Annotated in this window: 18 protein-coding genes and 1 tRNA gene; 9 read left to right on the forward strand and 10 right to left on the reverse strand. The window is 43.5% G+C overall.

From position 1 onward, the window contains the following. The 6 genes from ACFSR5_RS02310 to purD all read right to left on the reverse strand — a co-directional run. A partial coding sequence (locus ACFSR5_RS02310) for a transposase (RefSeq protein ID WP_380900652.1) occupies nucleotides 1–164 on the reverse strand: 164 nt, incomplete at its 3' end. A 196-nt stretch (nucleotides 165–360) separates the two neighbouring features. Next, nucleotides 361–1,254, reverse strand: a complete 894-nt coding sequence (locus ACFSR5_RS02315) for a Fic family protein (protein WP_380900309.1) — start codon at nucleotides 1,252–1,254, stop codon at nucleotides 361–363. 181 nt (nucleotides 1,255–1,435) lie between these two features. Further along, on the reverse strand, nucleotides 1,436–2,605 hold the full coding sequence (locus ACFSR5_RS02320; RefSeq protein WP_380900311.1) for an ATP-binding protein: 1,170 nt from the start codon (nucleotides 2,603–2,605) through the stop codon (nucleotides 1,436–1,438). Nucleotides 2,606–2,777: 172 nt separating this feature from the next. Further along, nucleotides 2,778–3,281, reverse strand: a complete 504-nt coding sequence (locus tag ACFSR5_RS02325) for a hypothetical protein (RefSeq protein ID WP_380900313.1) — start codon at nucleotides 3,279–3,281, stop codon at nucleotides 2,778–2,780. Between the two features lie 228 nt (nucleotides 3,282–3,509). After that, nucleotides 3,510–3,581, reverse strand: a tRNA-Glu gene (locus tag ACFSR5_RS02330). Between the two features lie 97 nt (nucleotides 3,582–3,678). After that, nucleotides 3,679–4,953, reverse strand: a complete 1,275-nt coding sequence (gene purD, locus ACFSR5_RS02335) for a phosphoribosylamine--glycine ligase (RefSeq protein ID WP_380900315.1) — start codon at nucleotides 4,951–4,953, stop codon at nucleotides 3,679–3,681. A 96-nt stretch (nucleotides 4,954–5,049) separates the two neighbouring features. Here purD and ACFSR5_RS02340 point away from each other — a divergent pair, with 96 nt between their 5' ends. Next, on the forward strand, nucleotides 5,050–7,689 hold the full coding sequence (locus ACFSR5_RS02340; protein ID WP_380900317.1) for a TonB-dependent receptor plug domain-containing protein: 2,640 nt from the start codon (nucleotides 5,050–5,052) through the stop codon (nucleotides 7,687–7,689). Between the two features lie 181 nt (nucleotides 7,690–7,870). Here the strand turns inward: ACFSR5_RS02340 and ACFSR5_RS02345 are convergent, their stop codons facing one another. Continuing rightward, on the reverse strand, nucleotides 7,871–8,395 hold the full coding sequence (locus ACFSR5_RS02345) for an ExbD/TolR family protein (protein ID WP_380900319.1): 525 nt from the start codon (nucleotides 8,393–8,395) through the stop codon (nucleotides 7,871–7,873). Nucleotides 8,396–8,482: 87 nt separating this feature from the next. On the opposite strand from ACFSR5_RS02345, the gene ACFSR5_RS02350 reads away from it, so the two are divergent. From ACFSR5_RS02350 to ACFSR5_RS02375, 6 genes are all read left to right on the forward strand, one after another. Further along, nucleotides 8,483–9,253: an enoyl-CoA hydratase/isomerase family protein gene (locus tag ACFSR5_RS02350; protein WP_380900321.1), complete on the forward strand. Its 771-nt coding sequence runs from the start codon at nucleotides 8,483–8,485 to the stop codon at nucleotides 9,251–9,253. A gap of 4 nt (nucleotides 9,254–9,257) precedes the next feature. Further along, nucleotides 9,258–10,130, forward strand: a complete 873-nt coding sequence (locus ACFSR5_RS02355; RefSeq protein WP_380900323.1) for an SDR family oxidoreductase — start codon at nucleotides 9,258–9,260, stop codon at nucleotides 10,128–10,130. Further along, complete coding sequence (locus tag ACFSR5_RS02360; protein ID WP_380900325.1) at nucleotides 10,127–10,750, forward strand: hypothetical protein; 624 nt, start codon at nucleotides 10,127–10,129, stop codon at nucleotides 10,748–10,750. Before ACFSR5_RS02355 ends, ACFSR5_RS02360 begins: the two co-directional genes overlap by 4 nt. Before the next feature lie 124 nt (nucleotides 10,751–10,874). After that, nucleotides 10,875–12,614, forward strand: coding sequence for a phospho-sugar mutase (locus ACFSR5_RS02365; protein WP_380900327.1), 1,740 nt, complete (start codon nucleotides 10,875–10,877; stop codon nucleotides 12,612–12,614). 1 nt (nucleotide 12,615) lies between these two features. Continuing rightward, complete coding sequence (locus tag ACFSR5_RS02370) at nucleotides 12,616–13,158, forward strand: NUDIX hydrolase (RefSeq protein WP_380900329.1); 543 nt, start codon at nucleotides 12,616–12,618, stop codon at nucleotides 13,156–13,158. A gap of 71 nt (nucleotides 13,159–13,229) precedes the next feature. Next, nucleotides 13,230–14,543 (forward strand): nicotinamide mononucleotide adenylyltransferase, encoded by a 1,314-nt coding sequence (locus ACFSR5_RS02375; RefSeq protein WP_380900331.1) that lies wholly within the window; start codon nucleotides 13,230–13,232, stop codon nucleotides 14,541–14,543. 55 nt (nucleotides 14,544–14,598) lie between these two features. On the opposite strand, the gene ACFSR5_RS02380 is transcribed toward ACFSR5_RS02375, so the two are convergent. The 3 genes from ACFSR5_RS02380 to gcvP form a co-directional block, all read right to left on the reverse strand. Continuing rightward, nucleotides 14,599–15,426: an N-acetylmuramoyl-L-alanine amidase gene (locus ACFSR5_RS02380; RefSeq protein WP_380900333.1), complete on the reverse strand. Its 828-nt coding sequence runs from the start codon at nucleotides 15,424–15,426 to the stop codon at nucleotides 14,599–14,601. 229 nt (nucleotides 15,427–15,655) lie between these two features. Continuing rightward, a complete protein-coding gene (locus ACFSR5_RS02385; RefSeq protein ID WP_380900335.1) occupies nucleotides 15,656–16,396 on the reverse strand; it encodes a 3-keto-disaccharide hydrolase in 741 nt (246 codons plus the stop codon). Between the two features lie 84 nt (nucleotides 16,397–16,480). Then, nucleotides 16,481–19,354, reverse strand: a complete 2,874-nt coding sequence (gene gcvP, locus ACFSR5_RS02390; protein WP_380900337.1) for an aminomethyl-transferring glycine dehydrogenase — start codon at nucleotides 19,352–19,354, stop codon at nucleotides 16,481–16,483. Between the two features lie 355 nt (nucleotides 19,355–19,709). Here gcvP and ACFSR5_RS02395 point away from each other — a divergent pair, with 355 nt between their 5' ends. Together ACFSR5_RS02395 and ctlX are read left to right on the forward strand one after the other, a co-directional pair. Then, a complete protein-coding gene (locus tag ACFSR5_RS02395) occupies nucleotides 19,710–20,624 on the forward strand; it encodes a dimethylarginine dimethylaminohydrolase family protein (protein WP_380900339.1) in 915 nt (304 codons plus the stop codon). Between the two features lie 3 nt (nucleotides 20,625–20,627). After that, nucleotides 20,628–21,542 (forward strand): citrulline utilization hydrolase CtlX, encoded by a 915-nt coding sequence (gene ctlX, locus ACFSR5_RS02400; RefSeq protein WP_380900341.1) that lies wholly within the window; start codon nucleotides 20,628–20,630, stop codon nucleotides 21,540–21,542. The last annotated feature ends 3 nt before the right edge of the window (nucleotides 21,543–21,545 follow it).

A 21,545-nucleotide genomic window follows, 5' to 3' on the forward strand; every position in this document is an offset into this window, starting at 1 on the left:
CGTTTCAGCTCACTGCCGTCAAGGCCTCCGTATCGCTGTCGCCATTTGTAAAAGGAGGCAGGACTGACCCCGTGTTCACGTGTGATCTCCTGAACGCTTTTTCCTGCCTCGAACTCCTTAAGGATCCTGCTGATCTGCTCCGGTTTGAATCGTTTCCCTTTCATAATACACTGTTAAAGTTATCAATCATTTTTCTATTCTCTAACAGTCTTTTTTTTAGGGAAGCTTACAATTAATTACATCAGATTCTGTTAATGCCGAAGAATAACCAGAAACACAATCTTTAAGTTTGATATTTGGCGACTGAGACAGAATTAATTTCTGACACAGCCCTTTACTAAGAGAGAACGAATCTCAAATCTAATCAAACGCTATTTCAAAATACTGAAGAATAGCTTTGTAATTGTCTTGAGCTGTAAGACAAGTATCTAACAAATATTCTCTTATATTAGTCCACTCCTGTAATCCTCTGTAGTGAAATAGCTTAATGTCTTCGTCAATAATGAAGGGCACAATATTATTAGCAAGACATTCCTTCAACATGATTAGCCGACCAACACGACCGTTTCCGTCCTGAAAAGGGTGAATGATCTCAAATTGGTAGTGAAAGTTTATAATATCTTCGAATGTTTTCTTTTCAATGCTGTGGTAACCAGAAAGCAAATCTTTCATTTTAGCCATTACCTCTTGAGGTGGACAAGTTTCATTACCTCCAACTTCGTTAGGAAGTTTTTTGTATTCGCCAACATTAAACCAGTCTTTTCGACTATCAGACGTTCCTGATTTCAGGAGGAAATGTAATTCCTTTATAAATGATTCTGATAATTTAGATTTTGCCTTATCAATGACTAAATCAATACATCGAAAGTGGTTGATTGTTTCTATGATGTCATCTACATTAACGCTTTCTTTAGAAGCTCCGATAGTATTCGTTTCAAAAATATATCGAGTTTGATCATGGGTTAACTTGCTTCCTTCTATACGGTTTGAGTTATAGGTCAGATCGATTTGTGTACGGTGATAAATACCACCTTTGAGCTTCATTTCTTTTTGCTCTTTGAGATAATTAAGTAATGGATTATCACTAAATTTCTTCTTATTTGCTTTCTCAGGCAATATCGCATCACCGGGAATATTCCATGTTTTACCAGTTAAAAAAGATCCCTTAATTCTTCCTGTAGCACAATAATTCCGGACGGTTCTTTCCGGAACATTCCACTTTTTTGCAAACTCACTTACTGAAATATAATCCATAGCTTTTGATTATAGATGCCGTTATCGGCAAATATACAACAAATTACAACTACATATTTTTAATTTTTGCCGATAACGGCATGTTTAAGGATTTAATTTATGTGACACAAAGGGGACTAAAAAATAAGGAGCAATTATAAACGACGGCGAGCGAGCATGATAGAATAGTCTACTTTAAAATCTAATACAGCAGTCCAAAATACCATAGAGGAATCGTTTTTAAGAAACCATGTTCAATATCATCTTTCACGACAAATCCCCTCTTGGCATCTGCTAGTTGCTTACCCCCTTTATTTTTTCCGCCTATTTCAAAGTCCATATCCTCTATACGAAAATCAGCTGTAGTAGAAGATAACACTTCATGATTGACACGTAGCTGATTAATAAAAAATGTTTCGCGCACATTACCTATATTTTGGTTATTCTTTGCCAATGCATAAACCAAATTTGCATTGTCTAGATAAACCTTATCTATTTTTCCCAGAGATCTTATTCCCGTAGTATCGCCGCGCAATTGCGCTACCATCCCGGCTTCTTCCATGTAGAGCAAGTAGTCGGCTATATTATTCCTACTGATATTTAGGATTTCAGCGATCTTACTCATGTTCGGTTTAAAAGGTACGCTTTCTGCCACAATTCCTAACAATTGCTTTAGTTTTCTTCCTGTAGAGACATTCATTTCGGCATAAGTCGGGATATCCACTTCTAATGTTTGGTTAATCACCTGCTGTAACCTAGTATCGAAATCATCTTCCTGAGCAAAAGGATAATAACCGACCTTTAAATAGTCTGCAAAAACAGGAAGTGGTCGCGGCAATTGTGGAAGTTCTATTTCATGTGCAAGCAATTGCTCTAAGGTATAGACAGGTACAGTCAATTGGTGAAACAAGCGCAGGTACTCCCTAAACGACAAGCCCTGCATAGAATACACCACAGCTCTGCGGCTGAGATCGGCAGTTCCTTTCTTAATATCTAAGACTGAAGAACCCGTGAAAACCACCTTGAGATCTTTATGATAATCATAGATCAACTTTAACTCCCTCGACCAGTCTGGATATTTGTGTATTTCGTCTACAAACAAATATTGCCCACCAGCCTTGGCAAAAGAATCCGCTAAGTCTAACAATCGATTATTTGCAAAATAAAAATCTTCGGCCGTAACATAGAGTGTCTGCTGAACGGGCAAATTCATTTTGATATGCTGCAAAACTAGTGTTGTCTTACCTACCCCTCGAGGCCCAATAAGGCCAAGCAACCTATTATTCCAATTAACTTGCTGATAAGCATACCTAACAAAATCAGTGTTCACCTCAGCTATCAAACGGTTCGAGTACGCAAACAAATCTTCCATTTTTGACTTTATTTATCCAAATATAGCTAAATTTGCACTGCAATAGTGCAAAAAAATAAAAAAAATGCACTGCAATAGTGCAAAATAAATTTATCAAAAAAAGACGCTCATTCTTTTTTTTAATAGAATGCCCTATTGTAAGGAATAATTTGTACTCATGATAATACATCATTTAAGTGACATGGTATAATATTTCTTTTAATTCTTTTTCAGCAATGTTTTTCTCACGAAGCTTACCCACCCTTATCACATCCAGTAAAGCAAGCAGCCGATATAACTCATCATCTCCCTGTGCTGCCTTGACTTGGTTAGCGTATAAAGGTTCTATCGCCTGCCCTAATATACTGCCAGATGGGGAAGGCCAAACATAAGCCTGATCACTGCTGATAAATGTCTGTAAGAAAGGATGTGAATGCGCCGTTGGCAAACCTCTTGCCAATATTCCGGGCTGTGCCGGAAATACATATTTCATTCCGTAGATAAGGAAATCTAACAGGTTCCCACGGTGGACATTCCGTTTTCCAAAATCAATCAAACCAGCGTAAACACTTCTTTCTAACGATTCCGATACTTCTGAATTACTGATGTATAGAGAATTTGCTAAATCTTTTAATTGCCAACTTTCATTGTACATTGTCAAGATCTTTATTAGGACAACGATATCCTGCGGTCTCATGCCGTTGTGTTTGCGTCTCATAACATAAAGGCAAAGCTTTGTTTTGCAATTTGCAAATTGCAAAATACAAAATCCTGTTTCAGTAAGTAGTGTTGCCTAAAAAAATGACTCACCGAATGACTCACTTTTTTATTGGGAAAATTGAAAGATCTATAGATACTGATAAGATAAAAAACGCTGTAAACATTTAATTTACAGCGTTTTTGTATGTTTTGACTTTTAAGTGTGTAGCCCGTAGGGGAATCGAACCCCTGTTTCAAGAATGAAAATCTTGCGTCCTAACCCCTAGACGAACGGGCCATTTGTTTTTGGTGATGCAAATATAAGCGCATTATTCGTATCACCAAAATATTTTTTCAGCAGCCCTTATAAAACACTGAATCTGAAAAGATTATTTTTATATTAAATCAAACCCAATGTCCTTGCGAAAGTATTTCCGCTCATAAAAGATGCGTCCAGCATCCGCAGTAGCCTGTTGCAAGGCCTCAAACAGGTTATCTTGAAGCGTCGTGATTGCTAATACCCTACCACCTGCAGTTACCACTTTGCCATCCACTTCTTTCGTACCCGCATGAAATACAATCGAGTCTTCCACATTCTCCATATTGGCTATCTCTTTACCCGATTCATAATCGCCAGGATACCCACCCGAAACAAGAACGACAGTAACTGCTGTTTTCGGGCTCACGGTGTAGGAACGATCCGTCAGGTTACCTTCCGCGACTCCCTCCAAAAGATCAACAAGATCCGATTCAATACGCGGCAACACCGACTCTGTCTCCGGATCCCCCATCCGTACATTATATTCGATCACAAAAGGATCACCATCCACATTCATCAATCCGATAAAAATAAATCCTTTATAAGGAATATTATCTTTTTTCAAACCATCGATAGTCGGTTTGATAATGCGCTCCTCGACTTTTGCTAAAAATGTTTCATCTGCAAATGGAACAGGAGAAATCGAACCCATACCGCCGGTGTTTAACCCCGTATCACCTTCACCTATTCGCTTATAATCCTTCGCAGAAGGCAACACTTTATAGGAGCTTCCGTCGGTTAATACAAAGACGGAAAGTTCAATTCCCTTAAGAAATTCCTCGATGACGACCACCGAACTCGCGTCGCCAAACTTAGCATCAGCAATCATAGCGTTTAGCTCCGCCTTCGCATCCTCTACTGTCTCGCAGATAAGCACGCCCTTTCCGGCAGCTAAGCCGTCAGCCTTTAAGACGATCGGTAATTTTTGGGAATCTAGATACGCCAATCCTTCCTCCAGATTGGATTTATCAAAGGATCTATACGCCGCCGTCGGAATGTTATGCCGAAACATAAACTCCTTGGAGAAATCTTTCGATCCCTCGAGCTGCGCACCTTGCTGCTGCGGACCAATTACTGGAATATGTTTTACATCATCACGACCCAGAAAATAATCATGAATACCTTTTACGAGCGGTTCTTCCGGTCCTACTAACACCATATCAATGGCATTTGTCAGTACAAAAGCTGCAATCCCCTCAAAATCCGTCACCTTTAAGTCGACATTTGTGCCATATTGCTTTGTTCCGGCATTCCCCGGAGCGATGTATAACTGATTTAACCTTGGACTTTTTGATAGTTTATATGCAAAGGCAGACTCTCTTCCGCCAGAACCAATAATTAAGATATTCATACCCGCAAAGATACCGATGTAAATCAATAATCTACAAAAATTAATAACCTGTGTCCATTTTTTTGTAAATTCAGTAAATTTTTAACCGTTATGATCTTGAAAAGATTCGCATGGCTCTGTGTACTTGTTTTATCGGCCTCTATTTCCAAGGCACAAGATATACAAAACCTGCTCACGAAAAGCAACGCTTACCACGATGCACACCCCGTTGAAAAAATGCATCTGCACCTCGATAAATATTCCTACACCGCGGGAGAAACAATCTGGTTCAAGGCATATACCGTGGTTGGGGCTGAAAATCTGCTATCGAATCTCAGCCACATCGCGTATGTAGATCTAATTGCGCCAAACGATGAAATCGTCGCCCACATTAAAATTCCGTTGACAAGCGGGTTGGGACTCGGCGATATCACCTTGTCAGATACACTTGTAGAGGGCACATACAGACTCCGAGGATATAATAACTGGATGCGAAACGACAGCTCCGCTTATTTCTTTCAACAAAACCTCCAGATAAGCAATGGTCGCCTTGACGATGTACTAACCCATTCAGGCGTGCAAGGTGAACATTTTATCGTGACACTTCAAAACCTGCAAGGAGCTGCACTTGCGGAAACAGCTGTGCGCTATCAGATTTCTAAAAGCGGGAAGAGCTTAAAGCGCGGACGGATAAAAACTGATACCGAAGGAAAAGCCCTCATTCCTTTCAAAGAGGAATATGGAACGGCGAAACTAGACCTCGAATTTGAAAATCAGGCGCAAGTGCCGATTAAGAAGATATTCAAACTCCCCGCTCAAATACAGGCGCCTAACAGCGTACAGTTTTTTCCAGAGGGCGGACGCATATTGGCCGGAACATTGAATAAGGTTGCCGTAAAAGCGCTTCGCCCAAATGGAATGGGGATTGCCGCGAAAACGTATATTCTGACATCGAAAAAAGATACGGCAGCTATCATAGAAACAAATATGTTGGGCATGGGGTCTGCCCCTTTATTTGCAGAAGGAAACGAGACCTTAATGGCGATCACGCTCTTCGCCGATGGCTCGCAAACCGAGTCGACGCTCCCCCCTTTTGAAAATACAGGCTATAGCATACAGGTTAATAACGGAAATCCTGCCAAACTATTCGCGCAGGTAAACCTCAGCCCGGACAAACAAGATGGCAAGGACATCTATTTCGTCGTCCACCACTTAGGACGGTCGTATTATGTATCCAAGCAAGCCGCAGCGAAAGCAGAACTGGTGTTTTCCGTCCCCAAGACATCCCTTCCTTCAGGAATTTTAACCGTAAGCGTATTGAACGCTGATCTGATTCCACTGCTAGAGCGCCCGGTCTTCATTTTTCGAAAGGATCATCAACTGCCGCTAACCGCGACGACAAATTCGCCCGCCGTGGGGTTGCGTAAAAAAGTGTCGGTATCGATGGAAAGTGGCACCGTCTCCGACTCCATACGAAATGCCGTGATATCGGCTTCCGTCCTCAACCTCTCAAAAATTCAGGATAGCACCACGTATATGCCCAACATCTTATCGTCTTTACTTTTGAGCGCAGACTTAAAAGGATATATCGAAAATCCAGGCTATTACTTTTATCCCGAGGTCAAAGACAATGAAATCGACAACTTATTATTAACCCAAGGATGGCGAAAAATTGATCTTTCGGCACTCCCCGTCGAAGAACCTGCCTTTATGCCAGAAAAGAGTATTACGATAAAGGGACAAGCACGAAAATTGGGGCGTAAAGCCCCAGCACCGAACGCAAAAATGACACTCATTTCTTCCAAAAATTTTATGGATTATATCGATACCGTTGCGACAGAGGATGGATATTTCGAGTTTGATAACCTGTTTTTTCCAGACAGTGTAAAATTTCTGATCACGGCGAAAGACGAAAAAGGGAAGAATAACATCGATATTATTGTCCCTAAAATAGAGAACCCTCCCCTGGAAGCAAACAAAAACGAACCGGGTGAACGCAATGATATCAACGCCGCCTCTCTCGATGACATCCAGAACAGCAAACAATACTTTGCGGGACTGGAAGCACAGGGGCTCATGGAAAAGTCTATCGCGATTCAAGAGGTCGTCGTTACCGCCAAAAGCCCCCGAAAAAAAGCATCAGAAAACTCAGCGAACCTCAATGGGCCAGGCAACGCTGATCAGGTCATTTCAGCCGAAGATCTGGAAACCTGTCCTTCGTTGGATATGTGCCTCAACGGTCGCTTAATGGGGGTTATGTTCCGAAATGGAATCCCCTACACTACGCGGGGTGGAGGCGAAATGCAGGTGGTGCTGGATGGCATGTACATTGAAGGCGACCAACTATCAATGATCAACCCGATGGACATACAAAGTGTAGAGGTTTTACGCAATGTAAATTACACCGCCATTTATGGATCATATGGCGGCAATGGACTCATCATCATCACCTCCAAGACGGGGAAAGATGCTATGCGAAGCTACACGCCGAAAGGAATTGTAACCGTACAACCGAAAGGATTCCATCTGAATAAAACATTTTATAAACCGATATATGAAGCAGGTTCGGAAACGCAATTGCAACGCGACCTACGTACAACCATACACTGGGAACCGAATATAGTCACGGACGAAAACGGAAAAGCACATTTCGATTTTTACACATCGGATGAAAGTGGCACTTATCTGATCAACATCGAAGGACTGGATTTTAACGGGCGACTTACGCAGCAGACATTACGCGTCGAAGTAAAATAACAAATTACTTTGAAATAAGACGGGTGAGGGAGATGTGGCATCACGTAGAGGGATCATGTGGCAGCCCCTTCTTCCTCCTTTTTACATGCGACCTACCGAAGTTATTGACGCATCCTAGCATTGTACGATGACAAAACCAGATCCCTTCACCAAGCTACTACTTCGTATAGGCACACCGTTTCTAAAACATGTGTTTTTCGGCATCATTTATCTTGGTAATCATGTAGCGTCCGATACCTGCCCGCTGTACGGCATCTACAGCGTCGACCAAATTCCGGGTCACCGACGCGTCGCTGGGTTTAATAAGAACGATTATCTCCTGTCCATTCGTTTGCCTTTTGACCACTTCTTGCTTGTTAGTAAGTAACTCTCCCAAACCAAGTTTGCCGTACGAGATCCGTTCAGGCGCATTTTTAGGCGTTTCAGAAGCGCCAGTATAATATATCAGCTCGTTATCCGCTCCCAAAAGCAAATTAAGGGTACGATCTTCGCTCAACAAAATAGGTTCGGAAAGAAAACCCTTGTCCGGCATAGCCAGATCAAGCCTATTGGGTGAACGTAGCGAGGTTGTCAGCATAAAAAATGTAATCAATAGAAACGCCAAATCTACCATGGCCGTCAAATCTACTTTAGGCATAGGCCGATTGCGTATGCTACGGCGCTCCTTTTTTCCTTCTTTTCTGGGGTTGTTTGCGATTTCTGCCATAACGTGGGTATTTTAAAAGTTAGCGATTGGTTATTTATAATCTTGATGATTTTTTGCGTATTTTTCCATAAACTATTAAAGGGGGTTATGGGCGAATTTATCCGAACGCAAACAACTGATCACGTGATGCACATAGGGCTTGATCGCGGACGTTCAAATGCGATGCATCTGGAAATGATCGTAGAACTGAATCAAGAGCTGGAACGGATCAAAAATGATCCGGCAATTGAAGCTCTAGTTTTATATGGAAACGAGGGCTTCTTTTCATCGGGCCTAGACTTGATTACACTTTACGATTATAATGAATCGACCATACAGTTATTCTGGGAGAATTTCATCAACTTGACCTATACCCTAGCCTCTTTACCCAAACCTACCATTGCCTCCATTACCGGACATAGTCCCGCTGGAGGGTGTGTACTGGCCATCTGTTGTGATTATCGTATCATGGCGGCCGGTGAGTATATCATCGGACTAAATGAAGTGCCTGTAGGCATCGTTGTTCCGACAAGTATTTTTGACTTATACAGCTTTTGGATCGGACGCGCACAAGCATATCGAAACCTCTTGGAAGGTAAGCTATACGCTCCGGAAGAGGCTTTACGTATAGGGCTGGTAGACGAAGTCGTTGCCTTAGACCGTATTCAGACTGCAGCAACGCGAAAAGCAAAAAGCTGGACACAATATGATCGGCATGCGTGGGGTGCAACCAAGCTCAACTTGCGCCGCGAGCTCCTGCTAAAAATCGCCGAAAACAAAACCGAAGCCATCCAGCAGGTGTTAGAACAATGGTGGCGGCCGTCAACACGGCAGATATTAAAAACGATTATCGAAAACCTAACAAAGAAAAAAGGGTAACACTATGGTTGAAGGTGCATTAAAAGCGAACGCTTTACGGGGCAAAACAATCGTCGTAACTGGAGGAGGAACAGGCTTGGGTAAGGCTATGTCTACTTATTTTTCCGAACTCGGCGCAAATCTGGTTATTACCAGTAGGAAAATCGACGTGCTGACGCAGACGGCTCAGGAAATCGAGCAAAAGACAGGAAATCCCGTCTATGTGGTTGCGTGTGATGTACGTGATATCGAACAAGTACAAGAGCTGCTACGCAAAAGTGAGGAACGCTTTGGCTCCGTTGAGTTATTGGTGAACAATGCCGCAGGTAATTTTATCTCTCCCACGGAGCGACTCTCAGCCAATGCGTTTTCGACCGTTATTGATATTGTACTTAAAGGAACAGCGAACTGTACCCTTACCTTTGGGAAAAACTGGATCGCGAAACAACAAAAGGCTTCGGTATTAAATATCGTAACCACATATGCCTTTACAGGGTCGGGATATGTCGTACCTTCGGCCATTGCAAAGGCCGGCGTCTTAGCATTAACGCGATCATTGGCCGTTGAATGGGGAAAATATGGGATTCGGCATAACGCCATTGCACCGGGCCCCTTCCCTACGAAGGGTGCCTGGGATCGTCTATTGCCCGGGGATCTATTGGAGAAATTCGACTTTAAAAACAAAGTGCCCCTGAAACGCGTCGGCGAACACCAAGAGCTGGCAAATTTGGCCGCATTCTTGTTGTCTGATTTCGCAGGATTCATTAACGGTGAGGTGGTCACTATCGATGGTGGCGAATGGTTACAAGGCGCCGGCGAATTCAACAATATGGAAGCGATTCCTAACGAAATGTGGGATATGATCGAAAATACCATCCGTAAAAACAATAAATCATGAAGAATACTTGGCTAACGCTTTGCTGTTTTATTATAGTATGCTCCTCCTGTACCTCATCTAACAAAAAAACAGAAGAAAGAACGGATTCTGTTCGCACACCAATCACAACGGAAGAGACACAGTTGATCAGCGAGGTAATTACCCGGTTCGCTCGCGCGTATATTTCGCAGGACAACCAAAAGGCAAATGCGCTCATAAACCCGAAACTAGGTCTATATATCATCTACCGCCCTGGCGCTGCGGATAGTTACGAACATGTAGATAGTATTGACTTTCAAAGCCCTATCCCGACCCATTTTCCATATACGAAATTTGAAAATGACTATGTCTTAACGTTCGATAAACTCCCAGTATACGATTGCGGCGGCGAAAAATGGGATAAATTGGGGTTCTTCTGCGATACCACAACACAGGCAAACCAACTGACACAAATCGCTAAATTCAAACAAGAATTCGACGAAAAAAATGCTGCAGAGGTCAGCAAAATCTCCGAGATAGAAAAGGACACCTACCGCGTGATATTGACTAAAAATGAAAATCTAATTTTCCATATCAAAAAATTCGAAGGGGCTTGGTATGTAATCGTGTTGGACCGCGCTTACGGATGGTGTGATGCATAACATAAATAGTCCCAACTACGTATCAAAAGAGAAACCGTGAACAGAATTTCCCTAATGGAAGGAGCTGACTGCATGGTAGCAAGCAAAAAACGAGTATATTTAACGCAAAAAATTATAGAATTACATGAATACCATAGACCAACCGACCCAAACCCGCATACAACAATGGCTGAGTGCCGAATACGATTTGGATACCGTCTCGCTCGTCCAGCAGCTAATAGATAATAACGAGGAGACTGAATTGATCGACTCGTTCTACAAAGACCTCGAATTTGGCACAGGTGGTTTACGCGGAATCATGGGCGTAGGTTCTAACCGCATGAACAAATACACCATTGGAAAAGCGACACAGGGGCTTGCAAATTATCTTAAAAAACAATTTCCAAACCAGCCGATTAAGGTCGCCGTGTCTTATGACAGCCGGAATAACTCCCAAAAATTTGGAAATCTTGTTGCCGATGTGTTCGCTGCAAACGGTATGCACGTATACCTATTTCAGGAACTACGGCCCACGCCCATGTTGTCCTATGCCGTACGTCACTTCGGCTGTCAGGGTGGGGTGATGTTGACGGCTTCGCATAACCCAAAGGAATACAATGGATACAAGGCCTATTGGAGCGACGGAGGCCAGCTGGTTGCTCCACATGACAAGAATGTAATCACCGAGGTGAATGCGATCCAATCCGTGACGGAAATTCGCTTTGAGCGCGTGGAAGAGAATATCACGCTTGTCGGAGAAGAATTTGATCAACTGTATATCGACGCCAACAAAAAACTTAGTATCCATCCCGAAGCCGTTCAGGCGCAACACGACCTGAAAATCGTATATTCTTCAATCCATGGAACGGGCATCACAGTTGTTCCAAAGATGTTAGAGGCATGGGGATTCCACAATATACACTTGGTGGAAGAACAGGCTCAACCAAATGGCAACTTCCCGACGGTCGTTTACCCGAACCCTGAAGAAGAGGAAGCCATGACTAAAGCCATACAAAAGGGGAAGGACATAGATGCTGACGTTGTTATGGCGACAGATCCGGACGCAGACCGTGTAGGACTGGCTGTAAAAAATCACCGCGGAGAAATACAGCTTTTAAATGGAAACCAAATCGGCAGCTTGCTGATCTACTACGTCCTCTCCTCAAAGAAAGACAAGGGTCTTTTAAACGAGAATGATTTTATCGTTAAAACAATTGTTACATCTAATTTGATGACGGACATCAGCACAGCCTTTCACGTAAAACACTATGAAACATTAACCGGATTTAAATTTATTGGTGAAGTAATGACTTTGGTGGAGGAAAAAGAAAACTACTTGGTAGGAGGCGAAGAGAGCTATGGCTTTCTGGTCGGCGATCTGGTGCGAGACAAGGATGCAGTCAATGCCTGTGCCTTCATCGCCGAAATGGCGGCTTATTTTAAGAATCAGGGAAAAAGCGTATTCGACGTTTTGTTAGACATTTACGGATCCTACGGTTTTTATCAGGAAAAGCTGATCTCCTTGACAAAAAAGGGAAAAGCGGGAGCCGACGAAATCAAACAAATGATGGCAAACCTACGCGCTACTCCTCCGCAGTTCCTTGGCGGAATACCTGTTAAAGAGATCCGTGACTATGATTTAGGAATTGCTCATGAGTTAGCATCTAATTCGAAAACAAAAATTGCATTACCGAAATCTGATGTTTTACAGTTCATCACTGTGGATGGCGATGTGATTTCAGCGAGGCCTTCCGGCACGGAACCAAAAATCAAATTTTACTGCTCCGTGAAAGAACAATTACCATCGCCAGATGCCTACGAACAGGTCGCCCTACAGCTAGAGCAAAAGGTGAAGAACATTATGGCCGATATCGTAAAAGATTAGCATGAACAAGTGGACATTACTAGACTCTAAATATATCATTCAACGTCCATGGGCGACGTTGCGTGTAGATAAGCTACAGCTACCTAACGGGAATATAAAGGATGAGTATTACGTATTAGAATACCCCACTTGGGTCAATATGGTCGGTATAACTGAGGACGAACACGTCCTTTTTGTACAACAGTATCGCCACGGGGCCGGCCATATATTGGTCGAATTACCTGCAGGTGTCGTAGAAGAAGGCGAAGACCCCGCCGAAGCAGCACGCCGAGAGCTGTTAGAGGAAACAGGGTATGCATTCGATTCCATTGAAAAAATCTGCCAATTGTACGCCAATCCGGCCACCAGTGGAAATATCACCTATACCTATCTATTGACCGGCGGTAGGAAAGTGCAGGAACAAGAATTAGATCACTCGGAAGACATTGATGTAATCCTGATGCCAATAGACGAGGCCCGACAGTTTTTGTTTGACAATAAAATAGGCCAAGCGCTACACACTTCTGCATTATTTTATACTTTTCAAAAATTAGGTTTGCTTTAAGCATACCTAATTTTATTCCTTTAAAATAGACTTCCTCCGAATAATCCCCGTGATTTTTGTACCTTTGCAACATGGCTAGAGAAATTTTTGAAACCAAACGAAAGGCGTTAAAAATCAATTTGAATTCCGACATTTATGGTACATTCGCCGAAATAGGTGCCGGACAAGAAGTGGCACGCAATTTCTTCGAAGCCGGTGCTGCATCGGGCACCATCGCAAAGACTATCTCAGCCTATGATATGGCGTTCAGTGATGCAATTTACGGTGTAGAAGAGTCTGGACGATACGTGAGCCGAACAAGGTTAATTAAAATGCTGCATCACGAATTCGATTTACTGACAGAGCGGCTACATGGCGAAAAATACGGCTCCAAAAAGTTCTTTGCCTTCGCCGATACCGTAACGACGCTAAATTTTACCAAAACAAATGAACCGCACGGTTGGATTGGTATCCGATTTCAACATGAGGTTGGAGGTCCGATAAATGATATCGTCATCCATGTCCGGCTCTTGGATAGTGACTCCCGACTACAATCAAAAGTCTTAGGAATCTTGGGAGTGAACCTTATATTTGCTGCATATTATTATGCAGAGGCCCCTCAAACCATGATCGAATCGTTGGTGGACAATCTCTCTATCGGATCGGTAGAAATCGACTTGGTAAAAGTCTCGGGACCAGTATTTGAGCAAGCCAATGAGCGCCTCCTCAATCTATATCTTATCGCTAAAGGGTTTGCTAAAGCGGCAATATTTAGACCGGACGCCAAAGCAGCACAAATAAAAGACTACCTCTACAAGAAGAATATCATTATTTTACGCACCAAATATCGTCAAAAATCAAATCCAAACTTCGATCTCTTCAATCTTGCTGTGGAGCAGTTCGAAAAAAATACCGGGGCAACACCAACCGATACTGTCGTCTTGATCGAGGTGCTTATGGGCAATGTGTTGGACGAAGACAGTCCAATTACCGACGACGACCTGACGTACTTTGCTGAACGGGCAGAGTACCTGTGTTCGACGGGCAACAATATTATGGTATCGAACTTTCGACGCAATAACCACCTAGCTGAGTTTATCAAAAGCTTCAAGCCAAAACATGTAGGGATTGCAACGAACGTGTCTAACTTGAAAAATATATTTAACACCCACAACTACAACAAAGACCAGTATACCAACGAGCTGCTGTCTTATATATCAGGAATGTTCAACAAAGACGTGAAGCTCTATGCGTACCCTTACCTAGACCGCAAATCGAACGAGATCGTCACGACGAAAAATATGCCGGTAGCCGACGAAGCGAAACATCTTTTTGATTTTCTTATACAGAATAAATACATTGTGGATATAGAAAATTACGATGAAAAATTTGTAAAAACCGTCTAAAAGAGCGCGTCGCCTGTATAACTATGCAACGCGCCGCTTGCCAGATAAGAATAACCTATAAATACTTCTTAAAGATCGAATACAATATCTTCAAATCTTCGTCGTTTAACGAAGCTGTATTTGTATCACGTTGTATATAATGAATCTTGAATGCTTTGATGGCGGCCTCCAAATTTTTTACATCATAGCCAATTATACGTAAAGCCAATTTGGGATCGAACCCTTCAGGTGGAGTCTCCAATTGAGCGTCATACCAATACCCAAAGCCGCTGTCTGCCAATCTCTCCCAAGGGAATCGAGACGGATCGTTTTTCCGGGTTGGCGCATAGTCCATATGTCCGATAAAGTTGGCCTGTGGGATCTTGTAGGTGTCTTTCAAATACTGCAGCAAAACCAGTAGCGCATGTATTTGTGCATCTGGCCATGGATCTGTCGTTCCATTATTATCCAGTTCGATGCCAATAGACGAAGAGTTAAGGTCTGTATCATTTCCCCATTTACCGAGCCCTGCATGATGCCCGCGATATAGGTCATTGACCATTTGCACAACTTTACCATCCCGGCCAATCACATAATGCGAACTCACACCAGCCTTTGCACTATGGAATGTCTTTACTGTTTGGGCCAAGGAACCTTGAGCAGTGTGGTGAATCATGACATAATTAGGCTTCCGCACACCGAAATTTATGGAAGCAATCCATTCCTTTTCCGACGTATGAATTTGCTCCAATTGTCCAATAACAGGAGAAGCCTTATACAGTTCGGCAAATCCCTTCGCTTTTTCTTTATAAACCTTCTCGGTCGCCGCATATTTGCCGCCGCCGCAGGAAACTGCCGATAACATCAATGCCGCAATCGGCACTATAAGTCCTGATCCTTTCATTTCGTTCGTTTTCTCAAAAATACAACTCGTGTTCAATAAACCTTCACGTGTTAGACTTTTGTTACGTAGAGCAAGAAATACACCAAAACAGGTATTTCGCAACACAAATCCATCGCTTATTTTTGTTTCAGCAAGAATACATAGTTCATAGTGTTAACGACTGCGCTTTCAATCAGTTGCTGTTCCGTTAGTCGTGCAACGACACAGCAACTGGGCGCATGTCTACCGATTACAAGCGATCGACCACCTGTTCGGGAAGGATGTATCCTTCGTCCAGTTCTAAAATTTCCAGATTTCGAAATTCGATCTTCGCTCCTTCTGATTCCAAGCACAAATAGCCCTTGCGCTGGGACGATTCTCGGATACCATTGACGAACTTTCCGTTGACAGAAAGCTTAATTGTACCGTCTACACAAACAACGACATAGGTATTCCACTCGCCTTTTCCCAAACAACGATTTTCTATAGCCCTGCTACGAACGCCTCTCGGGTTGTCCGGGACAGCTGTACTCTGACCGGCTCCGAAAAGTTCCCCGTGCACATAAGCTATGGGTGGCTTCTCACCGTTCACACGATGTTGGTTCACCCAATCGAGCTCTAGCATCTGGACCTCCACCCCGCTCGGCAACCGATTATGCGCTTCTGGCTGGGCATCACACCAGACAAAAATACCAGAATTACCGCCTGCTTCCAGATGCCGCCATTCCACACGCATGATAAAATTCTGATACATCTTCTCCGAACGTACAACTCCGATTGGTAGTCCTATACAGGTCAGCACCTCGTTTTTCACGGCCCAAGTAGTATCACTTGTATTTACCTGCATCCATCTCAAGGGTGCTTTTTTCTCATCGGCGCTAGGAAATAAGCGTCGACGTTCCCCAAACTCAAATAGGTTTCTTTGCGCCAGCACATACGAACCAATCACATGGCAGATCAAAAACAGAAATAAGGATATAGATTTATGCATGATAACGAGGTTAGCTGCACTAAAATAAAAAACTCCAGCTATATTTTACAGCTGGAGTTGTATTTTTAAGGATAGCCCAGTAAACTAAGCTTCTGCATACTCTTCGATCGACGGACAAGAGCAAATCAACATACGGTCGCCTTGTGAATCATTGACACGTCCTACTGAAGGCCAAAATTTATTGACTTTCAGGTACGGCAACGGATAAGCTGCTGTTTGCCGGCCATACGGTCTGTTCCATTCATCGCCCGTAACGACCTCCGCCGTGTGGGGCGCGTGTTTCAATACATTTTCCTTCTGATCTGCTTCGCCAGTCTCCACGGCCGCGATCTCTGCACGAATAGCAATCAACGCGTCGCAGAACCGATCCAATTCCGCTTTCGACTCAGACTCCGTCGGCTCAACCATCAAGGTGCCAGCAACCGGGAAAGAAACGGTAGGTGCGTGGAAACCGTAATCCATCAAACGCTTTGCAATATCCGCGACTTCTATACCGACATTTTTGAAACCACGACAATCCAAAATCATCTCGTGTGCACAACGGCCGTTTGCACCTGCATATAAAACGGGATAGTGACTTTCCAAGCGAGTTTTAATATAATTCGCATTTAGAATGGCCGTCTTAGTTGCAGAAGTCAATCCATCGGCACCCATCATCGCAATATATGCATATGAAATGGTGAGGATCGAAGCCGAGCCAAATGGCGCTGCAGACACGGCAGATATCCCCTGCTCTCCAGAAATTTCAATAACTTCATGATTCGGAAGAAATGGTACTAAATGTGCAGCAACGCCAATTGGTCCCATTCCCGGCCCACCTCCTCCGTGCGGAATACAAAATGTTTTGTGAAGGTTCAAATGGCAGACATCAGCACCTATAAACCCAGGACTGGTAAGCCCCACCTGCGCGTTCATATTCGCTCCGTCCATATATACCTGTCCTCCGTGCTGATGAATAATCGCACAGATTTCAATAATGGATTCTTCAAAGACACCATGTGTAGATGGGTAGGTAACCATCAGGGAGTTTAAGTGTCCAGCGTGCTCTTCTGCACGGGCACGAAGATCAGCAACATCGATATTGCCATATTCATCACATTTTACCACGACAACCTTTAATCCGGCCATAGAAGCAGAAGCAGGATTCGTTCCATGTGCAGAGGCTGGGATTAAACAGATGTTACGATGCCCCTCGCCACGGCTTTCGTGGTAGGCCCGAATAACCATCAAGCCCGCATACTCTCCCTGCGCACCAGAGTTGGGCTGGAACGACATCTTAGCAAATCCGGTGATTTCCGATAGCCAGTCATTTAATTCATTGATCAATTGCATGTAACCCGTTGTTTGATCCACCGGAGCAAATGGATGAAGACCTCCAAAATGAGCCCATGTCAACGGTACCATCTCGGTTGTTGCATTTAATTTCATCGTACAGGATCCTAATGGGATCATAGAGTGACACAAGGACAAATCCTTCGACTCTAACGACTTGATATAACGGAGCATCTCGCTTTCCGAATGATAGCTGTTGAAAATTGGATGTGTAAGATAAGGCGATGTACGCACGAGTTCGTCGGGAATAGATGTTCCGAGGCGCTCAATTATTTCACGTAAATCAATATCATTAATAGATTTACCTTTGATCTTTGCAAATACCTTCACGATCGTCTGAATATCTTCAAACGTTGTTGTCTCGTCTACTGAGACACCCACTAACCCCTCGTGGTAATAGAAATTTAATTCCTGATTAAGCGCCTCCGCCTTTAAGGCTCCTACATGATCGCCTACCACAACCCGAAGCGTATCAAAATAAGAAGTATTTATTTGTTCGTAACCAAGTGCCTGCAGTGCCGTGTCCAATAATTTCGCCAAATCATTGATCCGGCTTGCAATATTTTTCACACCTTGGGGACCGTGATAAACAGCATAGAAGGAAGCCATAATGGCCAAAAGAGCCTGCGCAGTACAAATATTAGAAGATGCTTTATCGCGGCGAATATGCTGCTCCCGCGTCTGTAGCGCCATCCGAAGCGCATAGTTCCCGTTGGCATCGGCAGTGACTCCAATGATACGGCCGGGTATATTCCGCTTATAGGCGTCTTTCGTTGCAAAGAAAGCGGCATGCGGCCCTCCGAATCCCATTGGAACACCAAAACGCTGTGAATTGCCCACAACAACATCCGCTCCCCATTCGCCTGGGGGCGTAAGTAAGGTTAAGGAAAGTAAATCTGCGGCGACACAAGTCGTAATATGCTTGTCCTGTGCTGCTGCAGTAAACGCTTTGTAGTTTTCGATCGTGCCATCTGCAGATGGATATTGGATAAACGCGGCAAAAACATCGTCAGAAAGATTCGATTCCACAATATCAGCAACACGGATCTCCACTCCAAATGGCACGGCTCTAGTTTGTAAAACATCCAAAGTCTGTGGAAAGATATTTGGCGTTACTAGAAATACGTGTGCATTCTTGTTTTTACGAGCACTGTACAACATAAACATAGCTTCCGCTGCAGCCGTTGCTTCATCTAGCAACGACGCATTTGCAATCTCCAGCCCCGTCAGATCTGACACTGCTGTTTGGAAATTCAGTAATGCTTGCAAACGGCCCTGCGCGATTTCCGCTTGATAAGGTGTATATTGCGTGTACCATCCTGGGTTTTCCAGGACATTCCGCTGGATAACACCTGGAACAGTGACATCATAGTATCCTTGACCGATATACGATTTGAATACCTTGTTCTTGTCGGCGAGTTGTTTTACCTTGGCTAAATAGGCTTTCTCGCTCAAAGCTTTTGGTAGGGCGAGTGGATTTTTTAGTCTGATTTGGCTGGGAACAGTTTGCTCGATAAGTTCATCTACCGATTGCACGCCTAAGTAGGCTAACATTTCTTGCGCTTCGTCGGCACTGGGGCCGTTGTGGCGATCCTGAAATCTTTCTTGATAAAATACGTTGCTCATTGTGCGCTTAACTTTTTCATTCGCATCGTCCTAAATCCAAACAAGTTAGTCTTTAGAAAGACACTTTTTTCATATACGTTTTGAGACTGCAAAAATACGATTTTATCCGCGAATAAATACACGTCAAAGCATTTCTTCCGAGACAAAATAAGAGCAACCGTTTGCGCTGCCCCTGACCCGCAAGAATCTGATTTGCAGATCAACAGCGCATCGATCGAACTCCATCCTGTGAATGCCCTCCCATTCAAGATAGGCGCTGAACAAATGACTCCCACAAAAAAAAATCGTGGATTATCAACTCGATTCTGATAAATATTTATCTTTAAGTTCCAATTGGTAAACGAAAAAGCGGTATATGTTGAACCTCCATGTTAGAAATGAAACAGCCAGACTGAGGGCGGTTATTTTAGGGATAGCGAATCAAAATGGTCCCATACCCACGGTTGAAGAAGCTTATGACCCAAAATCCTTAGAGCACATCAAAGCAGGCACGTATCCTTCGGAATCAGATATGGTACATGAAATGACAATGTTCCAGAAGGTGCTCCAAAAATACAAGGTCAATGTATACCGTCCCGAATTAATCCCCGATCTAAATCAAATTTTTTCGCGGGATATTGGATTTGTGATCGATGACTTTTTCGTTAAAGCCAATATTTTACCGGACCGCGCAGATGAATGGCAAGCCATTGGTCCGATTATAGACCAAATTGATCCCGATAAACTGCTGGTAGCTCCCGAGCGGGCACACGTCGAGGGCGGGGATGTGATCTTATGGAACGACTATCTTTTTATAGGCACGTATAAAGGCGCAGATTATTCTTCCATCAATACCGCACGGACAAATTTGGAAGGGGTGCGATTTTTGCGGGAGGCTTTCCCTCATAAAATAGTTAAAGAATTTGATCTCATTAAATCCATGACCGATCCTCGAGCCAATGCGCTCCACTTAGACTGTTGCTTTCAGCCTGTCGGAAAGGATAAAGCCATTATTTATCCAGGTGGATTTCGAGATCCCGCCGACTACCACTATTTGTGCACGATCTTCAGTAAAGAGAATCTCTTCCACATCACTGCTGATGAGATGTATGCCATGTTCAGCAATGTCTTCTCAATCGCCGATGATGTGGTAGTCTCCGAACAGCGCTTCGACCGATTAAACCACTGGCTAGAAGAGCACGATATCTCCGTAGAAAAAATTCCTTATCACGAAATCGGCAAACAAGAAGGCCTTTTACGTTGCTCCACCTTACCGCTTTACCGGGATTAACCTATGAACCAAACGACTGATACTTTATTATTAGTAAGACCCTTTCTTTTTCGAAAGAATGAAGAGACCGCAGTAAACAATTATTTCCAAGAAGACCTGCTGACCGAAAATGCCGCGTCCAGCGCTCAACGGGAATTCGACCATTTCGTACGGGTACTAACGGATAATAAGATAAATACATTTGTTGTCCAGGATACTGGGCTATTAGATACTCCGGATAGCATCTTTCCAAACAATTGTATTTCCTTCCATAAACGAACCGCCGTATTGTACCCCATGTTTGCTGAGAACCGGCGTAGAGAACGACAATTAAACGTCCTGGACGCATTAGCGGGATGGGGATTGACATTTGACGATATCGTGGATTATACGCATTTTGAATCCGAAAACCGCTTTTTGGAAGGCACAGGCTGTTTGATTTTGGATCGGATCAATCGCATCGCTTACTGTTCGCTATCGCCCCGCGCCGACGCTGGCATCGCCCACCAATTCTGCTTGGATCTGGGATATGATCCATTCATTTTCGAAGCAAACCAAACCGTAGACGGTTTGCGTAAAGCCATATACCACACCAACGTGATGATGTGCTTGGGTACACGCTTTGCCACAGTCTGTCTAGACAGTATTGATAACACGTACTATAAGGCACAATTGCAGGAACGACTAGAAGGAACCGGTAAATCAATCGTTGCCATCTCAGAAGAGCAAATGCAAAATTTTTGTGGCAATATGCTGGAAGTCAAATCGATCGTAGGCGAACCGTATATCATCATGAGTTCGCGCGCGTACAATAGCCTCTCTTTCGATCAGATTGAAAAATTAAGTTCGTTTGGACAGATTATCCATGCGCCATTAGACACGATCGAAACCGGTGGCGGGGGCAGTGCCCGCTGTATGATTGCCGAAGTCTTCTATTAACGC

The organism is Sphingobacterium suaedae, assembly GCF_042684625.1.
GTDB lineage: Bacteria > Bacteroidota > Bacteroidia > Sphingobacteriales > Sphingobacteriaceae > Sphingobacterium > Sphingobacterium suaedae.